Origin of the sequence: Bacillus toyonensis BCT-7112, from assembly GCF_000496285.1 — a bacterium.
Taxonomy (GTDB): Bacteria; Bacillota; Bacilli; order Bacillales; family Bacillaceae_G; genus Bacillus_A; species Bacillus_A toyonensis.
This window is the reverse complement of the sequence record NC_022781.1, coordinates 2,052,259-2,068,643: the sequence shown is the minus strand read 5'-3', so window position 1 is coordinate 2,068,643 and position 16,385 is coordinate 2,052,259. Positions and strand designations below refer to the sequence as shown.

Sequence of the window (16,385 nt, the reverse complement as noted above, 5' to 3'; positions counted from 1 at the left end):
GAGAACTATCTCTCATATATAAATGTATGTTCTTTGAAAACTAGATAACAGTGTAGCTCATATTTTTTTAATTTTAGTTTGGTTAAGTTAGAAAGGGCGCACGGTGGATGCCTTGACACTAGGAGTCGATGAAGGACGGGACTAACGCCGATATGCTTCGGGGAGCTGTAAGTAAGCTTTGATCCGAAGATTTCCGAATGGGGAAACCCACTATACGTAATGGTATGGTATCCTTACCTGAATACATAGGGTATGGAAGACAGACCCAGGGAACTGAAACATCTAAGTACCTGGAGGAAGAGAAAGCAAATGCGATTTCCTGAGTAGCGGCGAGCGAAACGGAATCTAGCCCAAACCAAGAGGCTTGCCTCTTGGGGTTGTAGGACATTCTATACGGAGTTACAAAGGAACGAGGTAGACGAAGCGACCTGGAAAGGTCCGTCGTAGAGGGTAACAACCCCGTAGTCGAAACTTCGTTCTCTCTTGAATGTATCCTGAGTACGGCGGAACACGTGAAATTCCGTCGGAATCTGGGAGGACCATCTCCCAAGGCTAAATACTCCCTAGTGATCGATAGTGAACCAGTACCGTGAGGGAAAGGTGAAAAGCACCCCGGAAGGGGAGTGAAAGAGATCCTGAAACCGTGTGCCTACAAATAGTCAGAGCCCGTTAATGGGTGATGGCGTGCCTTTTGTAGAATGAACCGGCGAGTTACGATCCCGTGCGAGGTTAAGTTGAAGAGACGGAGCCGCAGCGAAAGCGAGTCTGAATAGGGCGTTTAGTACGTGGTCGTAGACCCGAAACCAGGTGATCTACCCATGTCCAGGGTGAAGTTCAGGTAACACTGAATGGAGGCCCGAACCCACGCACGTTGAAAAGTGCGGGGATGAGGTGTGGGTAGCGGAGAAATTCCAATCGAACCTGGAGATAGCTGGTTCTCCCCGAAATAGCTTTAGGGCTAGCCTTAAGTGTAAGAGTCTTGGAGGTAGAGCACTGATTGAACTAGGGGTCCTCATCGGATTACCGAATTCAGTCAAACTCCGAATGCCAATGACTTATCCTTAGGAGTCAGACTGCGAGTGATAAGATCCGTAGTCAAGAGGGAAACAGCCCAGATCGCCAGCTAAGGTCCCAAAGTGTGTATTAAGTGGAAAAGGATGTGGAGTTGCTTAGACAACTAGGATGTTGGCTTAGAAGCAGCCACCATTTAAAGAGTGCGTAATAGCTCACTAGTCGAGTGACTCTGCGCCGAAAATGTACCGGGGCTAAATACACCACCGAAGCTGCGAATTGATACCAATGGTATCAGTGGTAGGGGAGCGTTCTAAGTGCAGTGAAGTCAGACCGGAAGGACTGGTGGAGCGCTTAGAAGTGAGAATGCCGGTATGAGTAGCGAAAGACGGGTGAGAATCCCGTCCACCGAATGCCTAAGGTTTCCTGAGGAAGGCTCGTCCGCTCAGGGTTAGTCAGGACCTAAGCCGAGGCCGACAGGCGTAGGCGATGGACAACAGGTTGATATTCCTGTACCACCTCTTTATCGTTTGAGCAATGGAGGGACGCAGAAGGATAGAAGAAGCGTGCGATTGGTTGTGCACGTCCAAGCAGTTAGGCTGATAAGTAGGCAAATCCGCTTATCGTGAAGGCTGAGCTGTGATGGGGAAGCTCCTTATGGAGCGAAGTCTTTGATTCCCCGCTGCCAAGAAAAGCTTCTAGCGAGATAAAAGGTGCCTGTACCGCAAACCGACACAGGTAGGCGAGGAGAGAATCCTAAGGTGTGCGAGAGAACTCTGGTTAAGGAACTCGGCAAAATGACCCCGTAACTTCGGGAGAAGGGGTGCTTTCTTAACGGAAAGCCGCAGTGAATAGGCCCAAGCGACTGTTTAGCAAAAACACAGGTCTCTGCGAAGCCGTAAGGCGAAGTATAGGGGCTGACACCTGCCCGGTGCTGGAAGGTTAAGGAGAGGGGTTAGCGTAAGCGAAGCTCTGAACTGAAGCCCCAGTAAACGGCGGCCGTAACTATAACGGTCCTAAGGTAGCGAAATTCCTTGTCGGGTAAGTTCCGACCCGCACGAAAGGTGTAACGATTTGGGCACTGTCTCAACCAGAGACTCGGTGAAATTATAGTACCTGTGAAGATGCAGGTTACCCGCGACAGGACGGAAAGACCCCGTGGAGCTTTACTGTAGCCTGATATTGAATTTTGGTACAGTTTGTACAGGATAGGCGGGAGCCATTGAAACCGGAGCGCTAGCTTCGGTGGAGGCGCTGGTGGGATACCGCCCTGACTGTATTGAAATTCTAACCTACGGGTCTTATCGACCCGGGAGACAGTGTCAGGTGGGCAGTTTGACTGGGGCGGTCGCCTCCTAAAGTGTAACGGAGGCGCCCAAAGGTTCCCTCAGAATGGTTGGAAATCATTCGTAGAGTGCAAAGGCATAAGGGAGCTTGACTGCGAGACCTACAAGTCGAGCAGGGACGAAAGTCGGGCTTAGTGATCCGGTGGTTCCGCATGGAAGGGCCATCGCTCAACGGATAAAAGCTACCCCGGGGATAACAGGCTTATCTCCCCCAAGAGTCCACATCGACGGGGAGGTTTGGCACCTCGATGTCGGCTCATCGCATCCTGGGGCTGTAGTCGGTCCCAAGGGTTGGGCTGTTCGCCCATTAAAGCGGTACGCGAGCTGGGTTCAGAACGTCGTGAGACAGTTCGGTCCCTATCCGTCGTGGGCGTAGGAAATTTGAGAGGAGCTGTCCTTAGTACGAGAGGACCGGGATGGACGCACCGCTGGTGTACCAGTTGTTCTGCCAAGGGCATAGCTGGGTAGCTATGTGCGGAAGGGATAAGTGCTGAAAGCATCTAAGCATGAAGCCCCCCTCAAGATGAGATTTCCCATAGCGTAAGCTAGTAAGATCCCTGAAAGATGATCAGGTTGATAGGTTCGAGGTGGAAGCATGGTGACATGTGGAGCTGACGAATACTAATAGATCGAGGACTTAACCATATAATATGAAGCAATGTTATCTAGTTTTGAAAGAATATAAAAAACTTGTTGACTTTAAAAGTTAAATAAGTTACAATAATTCTTGTCTTAAATGAATACAGTCTGGTAATGATGGCAGAGAGGTCACACCCGTTCCCATACCGAACACGGAAGTTAAGCTCTCTAGCGCCGATGGTAGTTGGGACCTTGTCCCTGTGAGAGTAGGACGTTGCCAGGCAAATGGAGGATTAGCTCAGCTGGGAGAGCACCTGCCTTACAAGCAGGGGGTCGGCGGTTCGATCCCGTCATCCTCCACCATTTAGCCGACTTAGCTCAATTGGTAGAGCAACTGACTTGTAATCAGTAGGTTGGGGGTTCAAGTCCTCTAGTCGGCACCAGTAACTATGGCGGTTGTGGCGAAGTGGTTAACGCACCGGATTGTGGCTCCGGCATTCGTGGGTTCGATTCCCATCAGTCGCCCCATTTTTTCTTAAATAAATTAATATGCGGGTGTGGCGGAATTGGCAGACGCACCAGACTTAGGATCTGGCGCCTTTGGCGTGGGGGTTCGACTCCCTTCACCCGCACTTTTAATAAAATATCTCATAACATGTCTTGCGGAAGTAGTTCAGTGGTAGAATACAACCTTGCCAAGGTTGGGGTCGCGGGTTCGAATCCCGTCTTCCGCTCCAATTTTCAATATGACATGCCGGGGTGGCGGAACAGGCAGACGCACAGGACTTAAAATCCTGCGGTGGGTGACCACCGTGCGGGTTCGACCCCCGCCCTCGGCACCATATGCGCCCGTAGCTCAATTGGATAGAGCGTTTGACTACGGATCAAGAGGTTAGGGGTTCGACTCCTCTCGGGCGCGCTTTTATTAACGGGAAGTGGCTCAGCTTGGTAGAGCACCTGGTTTGGGACCAGGGGGTCGCAGGTTCAAATCCTGTCTTCCCGATATTCCCAAAAACATGGGGCCTTAGCTCAGCTGGGAGAGCGCCTGCCTTGCACGCAGGAGGTCAGCGGTTCGATCCCGCTAGGCTCCACTTATTTTTATATTACTTATGGCGGTGTAGCTCAGCTGGCTAGAGCGTACGGTTCATACCCGTGAGGTCGGGGGTTCGATCCCCTCCGCCGCTACCATAAGGACCTTTAGCTCAGCTGGTTAGAGCAGACGGCTCATAACCGTCCGGTCGTAGGTTCGAGTCCTACAAGGTCCACCACTCAAAGTTTATATCTCGGAGGTATACCCAAGTTCGGCTGAAGGGATCGGTCTTGAAAACCGACAGGCGGCGAGAGTCGCGCGGGGGTTCGAATCCCTCTACCTCCTCCATTTTTTCTAAATTAAATATTTTATCATCGCGGGGTGGAGCAGCACGGTAGCTCGTCGGGCTCATAACCCGAAGGTCGCAGGTTCAAATCCTGTCCCCGCAACCAAATGGTCCCGTGGTGTAGTGGTTAACATGCCTGCCTGTCACGCAGGAGATCGCCGGTTCGACCCCGGTCGGGACCGCCATTTTTTTACATAAAGGCTCGGTAGCTCAGTCGGTAGAGCAGAGGACTGAAAATCCTCGTGTCGGCGGTTCGATTCCGTCCCGAGCCACCATTTTGAAATCGCAAGCCGGCTTAGCTCAATTGGTAGAGCAACTGACTTGTAATCAGTAGGTTGGGGGTTCAAGTCCTCTAGCCGGCACCACTTTCAAAATGAGCCATTAGCTCAGTTGGTAGAGCATCTGACTTTTAATCAGAGGGTCGAAGGTTCGAATCCTTCATGGCTCACCATTTACAATTTAATGCGGGTGTAGTTTAGTGGTAAAACAAGAGCCTTCCAAGCTCTGGTCGAGAGTTCGATTCTCTTCACCCGCTTTTCAATTATGGGCCTATAGCTCAGCTGGTTAGAGCGCACGCCTGATAAGCGTGAGGTCGATGGTTCGAGTCCATTTAGGCCCACCATAATTGTTCCGCAGTAGCTCAGTGGTAGAGCTATCGGCTGTTAACCGATCGGTCGTAGGTTCGAGTCCTACCTGCGGAGCCATATTATAGAGAAGTACCCAAGTGGCTCAAGGGGCTCCCCTGCTAAGGGAGTAGATCGCGAACGCGGTGCGAGGGTTCGAATCCCTTCTTCTCTGCCAGAATTGGCCCGTTGGTCAAGTGGTTAAGACACCGCCCTTTCACGGCGGTAACACGGGTTCGAATCCCGTACGGGTCATACTAAAAGAGATAGCATAATCTGCTATCTCTTTTTTGTTGTGTAAAAGTGGGCTTTGGATAGTCTGCTTTTTTTTATGGATTTCTTGTATACTTTTTTCTATTTGAATCGTCTAACTAATAGAAAGGAGAGAGCGATGGAGTATGAAAAAATCATTATAGAAACATCTAAAAGCATTTATAGGTATTTACTTAAAATTGGAGTACCACCAGTAGAAGCAGAAGATATCGTTCAAGACACGATACATAAGGCATTAGTATCTATACCGAATATGAAAATTACGTATATAAAAACATGGTTATTTCAAGTTGCGATTAATAGGCATCGTGATCTAGCAAGAAGGCAACAGCGTATTGAACAAATCCCGATTGAATCTGTTCAATTAATTGGAGCAAAAGGATTAGATGAACCACTTTTAAGAAAAGAGCTTCAAGTAGAAATACAAAGCATACTTGGAAAGATGAATCCAGTATATAAACATATTCTTTTATTAAAGTATGACTATGAACTCTCATATAAGGAGATAGCAACCGTATTAGAGATGAAAGAAGAGACCGTACGTGTTTCTTTGTATAGGGCTCGCAATGAGTTTAAAAAGCTGTATGGGAGGTTTGAAGATGAGCAGAGATGATTTCGATTTTGATATAGATTCAAGTAAAGTATCAAAAATGTTGAAGAAGGCGAAGCGAAGACAATTATTAAAAATTACAGTAATTTCGATTTCACTTTTTATTGTTCTATTCTTTGGTTTTATAATAGTAATTTCACAATTGAACAATAGAGCTTACTTAACTATGGATCGTGACTTAAATATGATAAGACAAATTACAAGACCTAATACGGAAAGAGGCGTAGCAATTACTTCTAACGGTTTATTTAAAAGCACAGTAGAGTATAAAACATATAAGGTTATTGAAGGGAAACCTGTTAAGTGGGAAGATGAAGTGTATGAGTATAAAGTTTGGAATACATTTCGCCGATTATCGAATGTAAATCCATTAACAATATCAGATAATGTTGTAATGGGGAATGAACGTATTAATAAGACAAGTGAATTGTATAATAATCAAACGATGGAAAGAGAGATGCAGTTTTATCTCCCATTTGCTTCATATAATCGTTATATAAATGATATAGAGAAAATAAAAGATGAAAAGAAAGTAGCTGAATTGGCTATATCTTTTGATAAACCGTATAAAGTGTCTGAAATAAAAGAGATACTTCCAGAAGGGGTGCATCCTGTTTGGTATTGGGTAGATACGTATGATGATAAAAAATCATATTCTATTGATGATATGACCGAAAGTGCTTATAATGTGTACGGTTTTAAAGCAAAACCAGGTGATATTGAATTTGGAAATGGAACGGAAAAAGATTTTCTTTTAGCAATTCAAAATGGACTGGAGCAAAAGGGAAAGTATTATGAGGAATATGAACGTATATATGACTACCTAAAAGGAAAGAAAATAAAACCAAGTGAGCAAGATGTAAAAGTTATCGGTGTTGTTGTGACGGGAACGGCTGTGGATTTACAAAAATTAAACGGTCAAAATTACGTAAAAGCTGCTGTTTTAGGGGCTACTGCGGAAAATAAATAATATATAGAAGAAGCTGTCTCCCAATAAGTAATCTACTGGAGACAGCTTTTTATGTTGTCATTATTGTCGAGTTTTGTCGGTAAGTCGATATATTGCAAAAATCGCTGATATATTTGGAGTTACGGTCGATATATTCTAATAATCGCCGATATAATTTCACTTATCGACAAAAACCATAAGAAAAACCCTTTCACAATCTAAAGAAAACGCCTCCATTGAAATGGATTCCACACCTATTCCAATAACTTTACACTCTATGTGAAAAAGTTCACAAATAGGTCATAATTTGTGAAGTAATTCACAATGATACGTGCTACAATATGAATGTAAAGAAGTTAAACAACATTAAATTAGTATTTTAATTAATTACTTAAACAATCATAAAAAAATATATGTGAACAATAGAGAGGGGAAATTAACATGAAAAAAGGTATCAATCGTGTAGTATTAGTAGGAACAGGAGCTGTAGGTTGTAGTTACGCTTACTCAATGATCAACCAAGGTGTAGCTGAAGAATTTGTACTTGTAGATGTTAATGAAGCAAAAGCAGAAGGGGAAGCAATGGACTTAAGCCATGCGGTACCATTCTCTCCATCACCAACAAAAGTTTGGAGCGGTAGCTATGCAGATTGTAAAGATGCAGATTTAGTAGTTATCACTGCGGGATTACCACAAAAACCAGGTGAAACTCGTTTAGACTTAGTTGAGAAAAATACAAAGATCTTTAAACAAATCGTTCGCGGTATTATGGATAGCGGATTCGATGGAATCTTCTTAATCGCAACTAACCCAGTTGACATTTTAACTTACGTAACTTGGAAAGAATCTGGTCTACCAAAAGAGCGCGTAATCGGTTCTGGTACAACTTTAGACTCTGCTCGTTTCCGTTACATGTTAGGTGACTACTTAGATGTAGATCCACGTAACGTTCATGCTTACATCGTTGGTGAGCACGGTGATACTGAACTTCCAGTATGGAGCCACGCTACTATCGGTGTACAAAAACTAGAAACAATCTTAGCTAACAACGAACAGTACAATCAAGAAGACTTAGATAAAATTTTCGAAAACGTACGTGATGCAGCTTATCATATCATCGAGCGTAAAGGTGCAACTTACTACGGAATCGGTATGTCACTACTTCGTGTAACTAAAGCAATCTTAAACAACGAGAACAGCGTATTAACTGTATCTGCATACCTTGAAGGTCAATACGGTGAGAAAGATGCTTACGTAGGTGTTCCAGCTGTAATTAACCGCGAAGGTGTACGTGAAATTGTAGAACTTGAGCTAAATGAAGAAGAAAAAGTGAAATTCGCTCATTCTGTAAAAGTATTAAAAGAAACAATGGCACCAGTACTATAATAATTGCTAAATAATTCAGAGGTGGGAAACTGCTTCTTACCTCTGAACTTATATAATTTAATATAAATTCCTTTTCCGGTTTCCCTTGTATATCCCCAATATACCCCTTTTGCTGGATAAGGGTCGTTTATAGAAAAAGAGCACTCTACGTAAAGTAGAGTGCTCTTTTTTATCCCGCTATTTGCCGGGCAGTAAGACCCCGATTGGTGTGGGCTAATAATCAGTGGGGATGAACAAACCCCCCACTGATTAAAGTTTCACTTTATTATTTTTTAGGCGTTAAGCCCAATTTCTTTAAAATATCTGCGAGTGTACCGCTTTTTGATTTTTCTACAGCTGTTTGTGATTTAGATGCATCTGGTCCTTTTTTCAAGAAGTTCTTTTCAACGAAACGAATGTCTTTTTCATCGACAATTCCGTCGCTATTAAGGTCGCCGCCTTTTACAGATACTCCTTTTTTACCATAGTTGCTAGCGATAATTTCAGCATCTTTAATATCAATGACTTTATCACCATTTACATCACCGGCAAGGTTTTCATCAGGTCGTGCATAATAATATTGGCCAAGTAGCTTACCATCTTTTTCAGTACCTAATTTTGTTGTTAGACGGCTTGTTAAATGCCCTGGTACTTCTAAGTATAAATTATAGTCACGATTATTAACAGGAAGTCCATTCAGTTTGAAGTATCCGTATTTATCTAGTGAGCCTTCAAATTTATGACGGTAAGAATCAGTTGCATATACTTTTACACCAAGCTTTGTATAATCGAGCTTTTCATCTAAATATCCACGTTCATTTAAGAATGCACCAGGTTTAATATTTCCTTCTACTAGTGAGTTTAAGGACATAACTGAGAATGTTTGATCTTGAAGTACACGCATTCTATTCGGTTCTGTTTCACCTTGTTTCCAGTAAACAAAAATTGGTGATTCTAATTGGGCATTTGCTTCATAAAATTCATCATTTTCTACTTTGAAAGTTACATCAATGAACGGGAAATCACCATCTAATCCGGCGAAGTTTTTATCATCGATAGATCCGCCTATTGTAACAGAACCGGCTTCTAATTTCGGCTCATTCACTTTTGCGATTACACCTTTTTCAGAAAGTAGCTTTTCAAAAGCAGGATTCAATTTCGCATTTGCAAATTTGAAATTTTTCTCTAGGAATTTTACGTTAAATTCCCCTGCAACAAATTGTTTTACGTGTTTTGCGTTTAGTGTTACAGTAAGTTCATCATTTTTGTATACTTCTTTTTTATCATAACTAGTTTTCGCATATTGAGCACCTTGTGGGATAAACCAATAGTTATTTACACCGCTTGGATAATCAGGACCTGCAGTTGCATAATCGAAAATATATACGCCTGTGTTCATTGGTCCTTCTACTTTAAAGGATTCAGGGGTAATGCCAACTTTAAAGTCACCATCTGCATTAATAGGTAAAAACTTATGCAAGTATGGAGAATAGTCATAATACATAACTCCGTTCGCTTCTTGCGTAATGTTTAAACCTTTATAGGCCTCCGGTAATTTGTATTTTAAAAATTATTTCTCCACGCCTTTTGTTTGCTCGGCATGGAATGTCCAGTTTAGCTGTAAGGAATCACCTTGGAATTTATTTTGATCTTGGTCGTTGTCTTCAAAGGAGAAGAGCACGTGTAAATAATCTGTTTCACCAGATGTAATACCGTCTATTAAGTTATGACGTTCTAAAGATGTAGCTACATCCTCAGGTTTCATAGTTTTTAATTTTGATAGTTTTGTTTCCCACAAAATTTCATGATCATCGTTTGGATTCGATGGCTTTCCATCATTCACTAGAAACTTTACGATAATGTGGTCGCCTAAATCTTCACCGTCATTATTTAGCTTTGCATCTGTAACTTCATAGGATGTTTCAAGTGCTACTTTTGCAATATCCAATGACCCTTTATTTTCAAGCGTGAAATTTTTTTCAATAAAGTCACCTGGCTTTAAATCTTTCACATCAACGATTACACTTGGATTAATAGAAAGATCTAGTGTTCCAGCTTGAAATGAGTTACTAGATGTTTCAGAATCACTGAAGTAGGCGAATACACCGCCGCATGTAAGTGATAAGCCAAGCGTTGCTGTGACAACTCCCATTCCTACTTTTTGTTTCAATGACATAAGAAAGCCCCCTAATATGATTTTTTATGAAACGTTCGTAAAGTAAACACAGTATTCTAGTATGAATTATATTTACGAAAGCGTAATGTTCTTTATTGAGAACGAGTATATGCTGATGAATTTTGCATTTCAATAAAATTATGACAAAAAAATATTGAGAAATATTTTTTTATGACAGATTGTTTTGCTGCGGTTTTAAGTAGAAAATAGCATGAAAAATAGGCTAAACCTAATAAAATAGAGGTTGAGAAAAAATGATAGTAAAAAAGATAGGGGAAAATGAAGCGTTTGCAATGAATATTCGTCAAAATTCGATATTTTACACGGAAATGTGAAGAAAAACCAACGTTTTTAAGAAAAAAACGAATATTTTTTATAAATTAACAAGGATATCACAGTTTTTTGCAGAAATAGTTAAAGTATAAAAAATTCTGTCATCTTAGTGAGGTGAGCATATTGAGTGTAATAAATTGTGAAAAAGTGAAACGAGATGAGTTTCATACAGAAAAGTACTATGAGAGTTATAGCATCTTTGGCGCACATATTGTGACGGAAGATGAGATGCGAGGGGTACGATTTACAGTATGGGCTCCTCATGCGAAAGCAATGAGTGTTGTTGGCGATTTTAATGAATGGGATTATGAGCAACATAAGATGCTACAAGAGACAGAAGAGGGAATTTGGTCCTTGTTTATACCGCATATTGAAGAAAGGGAAATATATAAATATGCGATTGAAACGATGGCTGGTGACGTCATTTTTAAGGCAGATCCGTACGCTGTATATGCAGAAGTAAGACCGAATACGGCATCTGTAGTTTTTGATATGAAGGGATACGAATGGAATGATAAAAACTGGAGTCGTAAGAAAAAGAAAAAGCCGGTTTATAAAGAAGCGATGACAGTTTATGAATTACATTTCGGTTCCTGGAAGAAGAAAGAAGATGGAACGCTGTATTCTTATAGGGAAATGGTAGAAGAACTCATTCCGTATGTGGTGGAACATCAATTTACACATATTGAAATCATGCCGCTTGTTGAGCATCCATATGATCGTTCTTGGGGATATCAAGGGACGGGATATTATGCAGCAACGAGTAGATTCGGCACACCACATGATTTGATGTATTTTGTCGATGAATGTCATAAATATGGAATCGGTGTCATTTTAGATTGGGTGCCGGGGCATTTTTGTAAAGATGCTCACGGTCTATATTTGTTTGATGGGACACCGACTTATGAATATAAAGATAAGGATGTACAAGAAAACCAAGTATGGGGAACTGTCAATTTTGATTTAGGAAAAAGGGAAGTACGTAATTTCTTAATTTCAAATGCGTTATTTTGGATGAGATATTTCCATATTGACGGTTTCAGGGTGGATGCAGTTGCGAATATGTTGTACTGGAATAAAGAAGGACAGGAGCAAAGTAATGAGCACGCTGTTTCATTTTTACGAGAGTTAAATGAAGCGGTATTTGCAGAGGATGAAGACTTTCTTATGACAGCAGAAGATTCAACAGCTTGGCCACTTGTAACAGCTCCAACTTATGAAGGTGGACTTGGATTCAATTACAAATGGAATATGGGCTGGATGAATGACGTGCTGAAATATATGGAGTGTGCACCTGAATACAGGAAGTATATTCATGAGAAAATAACATTCTCTTTACTATATGCTTACTCTGAAAACTTCATATTACCGCTTTCTCATGATGAAGTCGTTCACGGGAAAAAGTCGTTATTAAATAAAATGCCAGGAGATTACTGGGATAAGTTTGCTCAGCTTCGTTTATTATATGGATATTTATTTACTCATCCAGGAAAGAAATTACTTTTCATGGGAGGAGAATTTGGGCAGTTTGATGAGTGGAAAGACCTTGAAGATTTAGATTGGAATTTACATGATTTTGAAATGCATCGTTATATGCATGATTACTTTAAAGAGCTCATAGCATTGTATAAGCGCTCAAAACCACTTTGGCAGCTTGATCATTCACCTGAAGGATTTCAGTGGATTGATGCTAATAATAATGAGCAAAGTATTTTCTCGTTTATTCGCCAAGGAGATAAACAAGAAGATGCGTTAGTTGTCGTATGTAATTTTACGAAAGCTACATATGAAAACTATAAAGTAGGTGTGCCAGATTTCGAGTATTATAACGAGATTTTAAACAGTGATGCGGAGCAATATGGCGGCTCGGGGCAAGTGAATAAAAAACGTCTTAAGGCGACTCTAGAACCGTACCATAATCAAGAGGCACATGTAGAAATTACAATTCCACCATTTGGCGTATCCATATTACGACCAGTGAAGACTAGAAAGGGGAGCAAAAAACAAGATGGCTCAAAAACAAAAGTGCGTAGCAATGTTACTAGCAGGGGGAAAAGGTAGTCGTTTAAGTGCATTGACAAAAAATTTAGCCAAGCCAGCTGTTCCATTTGGTGGTAAATATCGCATTATTGATTTTACGTTAAGTAATTGTGCGAATTCTGGTATTGAAACGGTTGGGATTTTGACGCAGTATCAACCGCTCGAACTTCATAATTATATCGGAATCGGCAATGCTTGGGATTTAGACCGAGTAAACGGTGGAGTCACAGTATTACCTCCTTATGCGGAGTCTTCAGGTGTGAAGTGGTACACAGGTACGGCAAGTGCCATTTATCAAAACTTAAACTATTTAAGTCAGTACGAACCAGAGTATGTCCTTATTTTATCAGGCGATCATATTTATAAAATGGATTACAGTAAAATGCTAGATTACCATGTTGAGAAAGAAGCGGACGTTTCGATTTCTGTTATTGAAGTGCCTTGGGATGAAGCGAGTCGCTTTGGCATTATGAATACGAATGAAGAGATGGAAATTGTTGAGTTTGAAGAGAAACCGCAATTTCCAAGAAGTAATCTTGCATCAATGGGAATCTATATTTTTAACTGGGCAATTTTGAAAGAGTATTTAGAAATGGATGCAAGAAATCCTGAATCTAGTAATGATTTCGGAAAAGATGTACTTCCGCTTTTATTAGATGAAGGGAAGAAGCTAATGGCGTATCCGTTTGAAGGATATTGGAAAGATGTTGGAACAGTGAAAAGCTTATGGGAAGCGAATATGGATTTACTTCGCGATGAAACATCATTGAATTTAAATGATCGTAACTGGCGTATTTATTCTGTCAATCCAAACGAACCGCCTCAATATATTGCGGAAAAGGCAAAAGTGGAAGAATCACTGATTAACGAAGGGTGCGTCATTGAAGGGGACGTGAAGCATTCTGTCTTATTCCAAGGGGTGACGGTGGAAGAAGGTAGTATGGTTATTGATTCCGTCGTTATGCCAGGAGCGAAGATTGGGAAAAATGTTGTGATTGAAAGAGCAATTGTTGGATCGGAAATGGTTATTGAAGATGGAACAATCATTCGTCCAGAAAAAAATGTTGACGATGTAGTATTAATTGCTGAAGGGAAATAGAAAAGGGGGATGAAATGAATGGGAGAAAAAATGTTAGGAATTATTAATGCAACGGGAAGTTTTACTTCCTTACAGAAAGTAACAGGGCATCGTTCACTAGCGGCGCTACCGTTTGGGGGCCGTTATCGACTCATTGATTTCATGCTTTCCAATATGGTGAATTCTAATATTCATAGTGTGGCGGTTTTTACAAGCCATAAAAACCGTTCGTTAATGGACCATGTTGGTTCAGGGAAACAGTGGGATTTAGATAGAAAACGTGACGGATTGTTTTTATTCCCACCAAATTGCCAATGTGACCAAGATGAGTTTGGATCTTTTGCACATTTTAGAAGACATATTGATTATTTTCTAAGAAGCAGAGAAGAATACGTTGTTATTACGAATAGCCATCTCGTAACAGCATTAAATTTCCAGGCGGTGTTAGAGCGGCATATACATACGGCAGCTGATATTACTGAAGTTTGCCATGAAGGGGTTTCGCTTCAAACATACGTGTTAAAGAAACAATTATTGTTAGATTTATTTGAGACATATAAAGATGTGGAGCAATACAGTTTATTTGATGTAGTGAGAGAAAAGCGCGGAAAATCACTGCATATTGCTACGTATGAGCATACAGGATATGTAGCTATTATTGACTCGATTGAAAGTTACTATAAACATAGCTTAGAAATTTTGCAACCTGCTATTTGGAAGCAATTATTTAAGAAAGAAGCACCGATTTTTACGAAAGTAAAAGATGAGCCACCAACTCGTTACCTAAAGGGTGCAGTCGTGAAAAATACAATGATTGCAAATGGCAGTATTATTGAAGGGGAAGTAGAAAACAGTGTTGTTTCCCGTTCTGTTAAAATTGGAAAAGGTTCAATTGTTCGTAATAGTATTATTATGCAAAAGAGCCAAATTGGAGATAACTGTATAATAGACGGTGTTATTATTGATAAAGACGTGAAAATTGGTGACGGTGTCGTTTTAAAAGGAAACACCGATGAGCCGTACGTTGTAGAAAAAGGAAGCATTCAAAACAGTACGATTAATAGTTATTCTTGAAGAATCAGTGGGGGGCTTTCCTCCACTGATTAAAGTTTTAATTTAAATGAAAACTCGAAGGGAGGAAGCTGCAAGAAGAGTAATATATGCTTTTCGAGCAGTGGGACAACAAGTGAATATTTTATTTGCAGTATCAGAATGTGTACCGTTTGTTAAATCGGGAGGATTAGCTGATGTAGCAGGTGCGCTCCCAAAAGAGCTTAAAAAATTAGGTGTGAATGTACGTATTATACTTCCGAATTATAGTCTTATTCCGCAAAAATTAAGAGATGGATGTACGCTTCATAAAGTAATTAACGTTCCTCTTGGCTGGAGAAATCAATATTGCGGAATTTTAAAAGGTGAGCAAGACGGGATTACGTATTATTTAATAGACAATGAATATTATTTTAAGAGGGATTCTTTGTACGGTCATTATGATGACGGAGAGCGTTTTTCTTATTTTTCGAAGGCAGTTTTAGAGTGTATTCCGCATCTTGATTTTGAAGTGGATGTTCTTCATAGCCATGATTGGCATACCGCTATGGTTAATTTCTTACTTCGCGAAAAGTATCAAGACAACCCATTATATGAGCGTATTAAAACGGTATATACAATTCATAACCTGCAGTTCCAAGGTGTATTTTCTCCTGAAGTGATGTACGACCTGTTAGAGCTTGGTGATGAATATTTTCATAGTGAGCAGCTAGAGTTTTATGGAAATGTGAACTTTATGAAAGGCGGTATTATCGCTTCTGATCAAATTACAGCGGTTAGCCCGACATATAAAGAAGAAATACAATATGAGTTTTTCGGTGAGAAATTAGATGGATTGCTACGAAAATATAATGATAAGCTGAGTGGCATTGTAAATGGAATTGACACGAGCGTATATAACCCAGAAACGGACTCGTATATTACAGCTCAGTATGATGCAGAGTCATTATATGAAAAAAATGAAAATAAACGTGCATTGCAGCGTTATTTTGGTTTGCCAGAAAAAGAGGATACACCAATTATTGCAATGGTCACGAGATTAACGAAACAAAAAGGTCTTGATTTAGTACGTACTGTATTCCGTGAAATAATGGAAGAAGATGTACAATGTATTATTTTAGGATCCGGTGATTCAGAATACGAGCAGTTCTTTGAATGGATGGCATATGAGTATCCAGAGAAGGTGAAGGTATATATCGGATTTAATGAGGAGCTTGCGCATCAAGTGTATGCGGGAAGCGATCTATTTTTAATGCCGTCACTGTTTGAACCGTGTGGACTTGGACAACTTATCGCATTAGCGTACGGTACGATTCCGATTGTAAGAGAAACAGGTGGATTAAACGATACTGTACAATCTTATGATGAAGAAACAGGAGAAGGAAATGGTTTCAGTTTTACGAACTTCAATGCACATGACATGTTGTATACGGTTCGCCGTGCAATTGAATTTTATCACGATAAGCCGGTATGGGAACAGCTTGTAACACAAGCGATGACTGAAGATTATAGTTGGGAGAAATCAGCTCTTGCTTATAAGAAATTGTATAAAAGTCTCATGGAATAACATGTAGGT

General features: G+C 40.7%; 8 protein-coding genes, 22 tRNA genes, 2 rRNA genes and 1 pseudogene. 31 read left to right on the top strand and 2 right to left on the bottom strand.

Annotated features, from left to right (window positions below):
- Nucleotides 1-80: 80 nt before the first annotated feature.
- The 27 genes from BTOYO_RS10755 (at nt 81) to BTOYO_RS10625 (ending at nt 8,153) form a co-directional block, all read left to right on the top strand.
- A 23S ribosomal RNA gene (locus BTOYO_RS10755) occupies nt 81-3,002 on the top strand.
- A gap of 101 nt (nt 3,003-3,103) precedes the next feature.
- Nucleotides 3,104-3,219, top strand: a 5S ribosomal RNA gene (rrf, locus tag BTOYO_RS10750).
- A 4-nt stretch (nt 3,220-3,223) separates the two neighbouring features.
- A tRNA-Val gene (locus tag BTOYO_RS10745) sits at nt 3,224-3,299 on the top strand.
- Nucleotides 3,300-3,303: 4 nt separating this feature from the next.
- Nucleotides 3,304-3,379 (top strand) — tRNA-Thr (locus BTOYO_RS10740).
- Nucleotides 3,380-3,388: 9 nt separating this feature from the next.
- A tRNA-His gene (locus BTOYO_RS10735) sits at nt 3,389-3,464 on the top strand.
- A 23-nt stretch (nt 3,465-3,487) separates the two neighbouring features.
- A tRNA-Leu gene (locus tag BTOYO_RS10730) sits at nt 3,488-3,568 on the top strand.
- 30 nt (nt 3,569-3,598) lie between these two features.
- Nucleotides 3,599-3,673, top strand: a tRNA-Gly gene (locus tag BTOYO_RS10725).
- 16 nt (nt 3,674-3,689) lie between these two features.
- A tRNA-Leu gene (locus tag BTOYO_RS10720) sits at nt 3,690-3,778 on the top strand.
- 3 nt (nt 3,779-3,781) lie between these two features.
- Nucleotides 3,782-3,855: transfer RNA gene (locus tag BTOYO_RS10715), tRNA-Arg, on the top strand.
- A gap of 10 nt (nt 3,856-3,865) precedes the next feature.
- Nucleotides 3,866-3,939: transfer RNA gene (locus BTOYO_RS10710), tRNA-Pro, on the top strand.
- 15 nt (nt 3,940-3,954) lie between these two features.
- Nucleotides 3,955-4,027, top strand: a tRNA-Ala gene (locus BTOYO_RS10705).
- 20 nt (nt 4,028-4,047) lie between these two features.
- Nucleotides 4,048-4,124, top strand: a tRNA-Met gene (locus BTOYO_RS10700).
- Between the two features lie 3 nt (nt 4,125-4,127).
- Nucleotides 4,128-4,204, top strand: a tRNA-Ile gene (locus tag BTOYO_RS10695).
- Between the two features lie 17 nt (nt 4,205-4,221).
- Nucleotides 4,222-4,314 (top strand) — tRNA-Ser (locus BTOYO_RS10690).
- A gap of 27 nt (nt 4,315-4,341) precedes the next feature.
- Nucleotides 4,342-4,418, top strand: a tRNA-Met gene (locus BTOYO_RS10685).
- 3 nt (nt 4,419-4,421) lie between these two features.
- Nucleotides 4,422-4,497 (top strand) — tRNA-Asp (locus BTOYO_RS10680).
- A 14-nt stretch (nt 4,498-4,511) separates the two neighbouring features.
- A tRNA-Phe gene (locus tag BTOYO_RS10675) sits at nt 4,512-4,587 on the top strand.
- A 14-nt stretch (nt 4,588-4,601) separates the two neighbouring features.
- Nucleotides 4,602-4,677: transfer RNA gene (locus BTOYO_RS10670), tRNA-Thr, on the top strand.
- Nucleotides 4,678-4,687: 10 nt separating this feature from the next.
- A tRNA-Lys gene (locus BTOYO_RS10665) sits at nt 4,688-4,763 on the top strand.
- 13 nt (nt 4,764-4,776) lie between these two features.
- Nucleotides 4,777-4,847 (top strand) — tRNA-Gly (locus tag BTOYO_RS10660).
- A gap of 10 nt (nt 4,848-4,857) precedes the next feature.
- Nucleotides 4,858-4,934, top strand: a tRNA-Ile gene (locus BTOYO_RS10655).
- 7 nt (nt 4,935-4,941) lie between these two features.
- A tRNA-Asn gene (locus BTOYO_RS10650) sits at nt 4,942-5,016 on the top strand.
- A gap of 6 nt (nt 5,017-5,022) precedes the next feature.
- A tRNA-Ser gene (locus BTOYO_RS10645) sits at nt 5,023-5,113 on the top strand.
- 5 nt (nt 5,114-5,118) lie between these two features.
- Nucleotides 5,119-5,190: transfer RNA gene (locus BTOYO_RS10640), tRNA-Glu, on the top strand.
- 136 nt (nt 5,191-5,326) lie between these two features.
- Nucleotides 5,327-5,821: an RNA polymerase sigma factor gene (locus BTOYO_RS10635; RefSeq protein WP_000455498.1), complete on the top strand. Its 495-nt coding sequence runs from the start codon at nt 5,327-5,329 to the stop codon at nt 5,819-5,821.
- Nucleotides 5,808-6,788, top strand: a complete 981-nt coding sequence (locus BTOYO_RS10630; RefSeq protein WP_000085634.1) for an anti sigma factor C-terminal domain-containing protein — start codon at nt 5,808-5,810, stop codon at nt 6,786-6,788. Before BTOYO_RS10635 ends, BTOYO_RS10630 begins: the two co-directional genes overlap by 14 nt.
- 420 nt (nt 6,789-7,208) lie before the next feature.
- Nucleotides 7,209-8,153 carry an L-lactate dehydrogenase gene (locus BTOYO_RS10625; RefSeq protein ID WP_000715347.1) on the top strand — a complete coding sequence of 315 codons (945 nt, stop codon included), beginning with the start codon at nt 7,209-7,211 and terminating at the stop codon, nt 8,151-8,153.
- A 265-nt stretch (nt 8,154-8,418) separates the two neighbouring features.
- On the opposite strand, the pseudogene BTOYO_RS27935 reads toward BTOYO_RS10625, so the two are convergent.
- Both BTOYO_RS27935 and BTOYO_RS10615 read right to left on the bottom strand, forming a co-directional pair.
- Nucleotides 8,419-9,672, bottom strand: a pseudogene (locus BTOYO_RS27935) (dockerin type I domain-containing protein); the annotation flags it as partial.
- Between the two features lie 30 nt (nt 9,673-9,702).
- Nucleotides 9,703-10,308 (bottom strand): CalY family protein, encoded by a 606-nt coding sequence (locus BTOYO_RS10615; RefSeq protein WP_000053938.1) that lies wholly within the window; start codon nt 10,306-10,308, stop codon nt 9,703-9,705.
- 456 nt (nt 10,309-10,764) lie between these two features.
- Here BTOYO_RS10615 and glgB point away from each other — a divergent pair, with 456 nt between their 5' ends.
- The 4 genes from glgB to glgA all read left to right on the top strand — a co-directional run bounded on the left by glgB (nt 10,765) and on the right by glgA (nt 16,376).
- Entirely contained in the window at nt 10,765-12,702 is a 1,938-nt protein-coding gene (gene glgB, locus BTOYO_RS10610; protein WP_000111417.1) for a 1,4-alpha-glucan branching protein GlgB, read from the top strand.
- The gene (gene glgC / locus BTOYO_RS10605) at nt 12,650-13,780 is read left to right on the top strand and encodes a glucose-1-phosphate adenylyltransferase (RefSeq protein ID WP_000057608.1); all 1,131 of its coding nucleotides are present in this window, start codon (nt 12,650-12,652) and stop codon (nt 13,778-13,780) included. Before glgB ends, glgC begins: the two co-directional genes overlap by 53 nt.
- A gap of 18 nt (nt 13,781-13,798) precedes the next feature.
- Nucleotides 13,799-14,833 carry a glucose-1-phosphate adenylyltransferase subunit GlgD gene (glgD, locus tag BTOYO_RS10600; RefSeq protein ID WP_000504178.1) on the top strand — a complete coding sequence of 345 codons (1,035 nt, stop codon included), beginning with the start codon at nt 13,799-13,801 and terminating at the stop codon, nt 14,831-14,833.
- Nucleotides 14,834-14,945: 112 nt separating this feature from the next.
- Complete coding sequence (gene glgA, locus BTOYO_RS10595) at nt 14,946-16,376, top strand: glycogen synthase GlgA (protein WP_002093109.1); 1,431 nt, start codon at nt 14,946-14,948, stop codon at nt 16,374-16,376.
- The last annotated feature ends 9 nt before the right edge of the window (nt 16,377-16,385 follow it).

Bases quoted from the DNA above. Each gene is read 5' to 3' on its own strand.
- BTOYO_RS10635 (WP_000455498.1), top strand. From the start codon at position 5,327: ATGGAGTATGAAAAAATCATTATAGAAACATCTAAAAGCATTTATAGG.
- BTOYO_RS10630 (WP_000085634.1), top strand. From the start codon at position 5,808: ATGAGCAGAGATGATTTCGATTTTGATATAGATTCAAGTAAAGTATCA.
- BTOYO_RS10625 (WP_000715347.1), top strand. From the start codon at position 7,209: ATGAAAAAAGGTATCAATCGTGTAGTATTAGTAGGAACAGGAGCTGTA.
- BTOYO_RS10615 (WP_000053938.1), bottom strand. From the start codon at position 10,308: ATGTCATTGAAACAAAAAGTAGGAATGGGAGTTGTCACAGCAACGCTT.
- glgC (WP_000057608.1), top strand. From the start codon at position 12,650: ATGGCTCAAAAACAAAAGTGCGTAGCAATGTTACTAGCAGGGGGAAAA.
- glgD (WP_000504178.1), top strand. From the start codon at position 13,799: ATGGGAGAAAAAATGTTAGGAATTATTAATGCAACGGGAAGTTTTACT.